Source organism: Falsiroseomonas sp. RANM36 (assembly GCF_056682175.1).
The window spans coordinates 350,802-352,981 of sequence record NZ_JBWXTD010000003.1 but is presented as its reverse complement, the minus strand read 5'-3'; the positions used below and the strand labels follow the sequence as shown (position 1 = coordinate 352,981).

Annotated in this window: 2 protein-coding genes; both read right to left on the bottom strand. The window is 75.2% G+C overall.

What is annotated here, in order from left to right; genetic code table 11:
• On the bottom strand, positions 1-921 hold a 921-nt coding region (locus AC1MIR_RS06485; RefSeq protein ID WP_480027365.1), incomplete at its 3' end, for an Ldh family oxidoreductase.
• 3 nt (positions 922-924) lie between these two features.
• On the bottom strand, positions 925-1,899 hold the full coding sequence (locus tag AC1MIR_RS06480; RefSeq protein WP_480027364.1) for a Bug family tripartite tricarboxylate transporter substrate binding protein: 975 nt from the start codon (positions 1,897-1,899) through the stop codon (positions 925-927).
• Between the last annotated feature and the right edge of the window lie 281 nt (positions 1,900-2,180).

Here is a 2,180-nt window from a genome sequence, read left to right as displayed (position 1 = left end):
GGCGCGGCGCGCGCCGGGGGTGCGCACGCCGGGATCGCCGAGCATCGCGCCGACCAGCGCCTCGATCCGGTCGAGGAAGGCCTCGCGCCCGGCCAGCGCGCCCGGATCGATCGCGATGATCGCCTGGCCGAGGCGGGGGCGGTTGCCCTCGGCCGCGAAGAAGCTGTCCGCCTCGAAGCCGAAGGCGGCGCCGGTGAGCGCGCAGCACAGCAACTCCACCACCAGCGCCAGCAGCGCGCCCTTGTCGCCGCCCATGGCGAGCATCGCGCCGCCGAGCGCGGCCCTGGCGTCGGTGGTCGGGTTGCCCGCGGCGTCCAGCGCCCAGCCTTCCGGGATCGGCGTGCCGGTCTTCGCCGCGACCATGATCTTCCCGCGCGCCCCCTGGCTCAGCGCCATGTCCACGACCAGCGGGTCCGCGCCCCGCCGGGGGGAGGCGGCCGCGACCGGGTTGGTTCCCATCAGCGCGCGCCGCCCGCCGGGCACCGGCATCGCGGCGGGCGAGTTGGTGAAGGCCAGCGCCACCAGGCCCCGCCGCGCCAGCGCCGCGACCGGCAGCCCCATCGCGCCGCTGTGGTGGCTGTTGGTGATGCCGGCGACGGCGACGCCATGCGCCGCCGCCCGCGCCGCTGCTTCCTCGACCGCCCGCGCCAGGGCCGGGTAGGCGAGGCCGTGCCGCGCATCCACCAGCACCGCGCCGCCGCGCTCGGCGCGGATCGCCGGCTCTGCCGCGCCATCGGCGCGGCCGTTGCGCAGGAAGCCGGCATACATCGCCACGCGCGACAGCCCGTGGCCGGATTGCCCGAGCGCCTCGGCCGCCACCAGCGACGCGGCGGTCAGCGCCGCCATGCGCGGATTGGCGCCGGCCGCGGCCCGCGCCTCGCGCGCCAGCGTCTCGGCCTCGGCCAGGGTCAGTCTCGGCACGGCTCACCCATCGACACGGATGTTCGCCTCCTGCACCAGCTTCGCCCAGCGATCCACCTCCGCGTTGATGAACTGCGCGGAGCGCGCGGCATCCCAGCCCAGCACCTGGAAGCCGCCCTCGGTGGCGCGGCGCGACGTCTCGGGGTCATGGATCGCCTTCTGCACCTCGGCCTCCAGCCGCGCGCGGATCGGCTGCGGCGTGGCGCTCTGCGTCAGCACGGCGGTCCAGTTCGTCATCTCGAGCTGCGGCACGCCGACCTCGCGCACCGTCGGCACGTCCGGGACCAGGGCGTGGCGCTCGGCGCTGGTGATGGCGAGCGGGCGCAGGCGTCCGCCGCGGATCTGCGCGAGGCATTCCGGCAGGTTGCTCACCATCAGGTCGAGATTGCCGGCGGCGAGGTCCGTGACGCCCGGCGCGCCGCCGCGATAGGGCACATGGGTGATGTTGTCGCCGGCGCGCGAGGCCTGGCGGAACAGCTCGAGGCCCAGATGCGGCGGCGAGCCGTTGCCCGAGGTGCCGCCATTCATCGTGCGCGTGCGCGCCAGCTCCATCAGCTGCGCGAGGTTCTGCGCCGGGCTCTTCTCCGCATTGACCACGACGACGAGCGGCAGCGAGCCGAGCACCGAGAGCGCGGTGAAGTCGCGCTTGAAGTTGTAGGGCGCGTTCGGGAACAGCGTGTAGTTCACCGCATGGGTCAGGGTGATGGCGAGCAGCGTGTAGCCGTCCGGCGCCGCCTTGGCCGCCGCATCCGCGCCGATCAGCGCATTGCCGCCGGCGCGGTTGTCCACCACCACCGTCTGGCCGATGTTCTGGCTCATCCGCTGCGCGACGAGCCGCGCCATGATGTCCGTGAGCCCGCCCGGCGCGAAGGGCACGATGTAGCGCAGCCCGCGGTCGGGAAAGGCCTGCTGCGCGCGGGCGAGGCCCGGCAGGGCGAGGGCGGCGGCAAGTCCCAGCGTCGTGCGGCGGTTGATCATGGACGTCTCCCGTACGTGTTTGTGCACGGAAAGAGTGGCGGCGGCGCGGGCCGGCGGCAAGGTTTCAGGCGGGGCGCGCCTCGATCTCGGCATAGCAGACGCGGTCATCCGCCGGCCGGCGCCCCCCCCCCCCCGGGGCCCCCCCCGGGGGGGGGGGGGGGGGGGGCCCCCCCCCCCGCGCCGCCCCTCCAGCCAGCGGAAACGAGAGAAAATGTCACTCACCGCCCTCGCGCTCTGCTCGCGCGCGTTGCTGCGCCTCGGCGCCCAGCCGATCGCCTCGC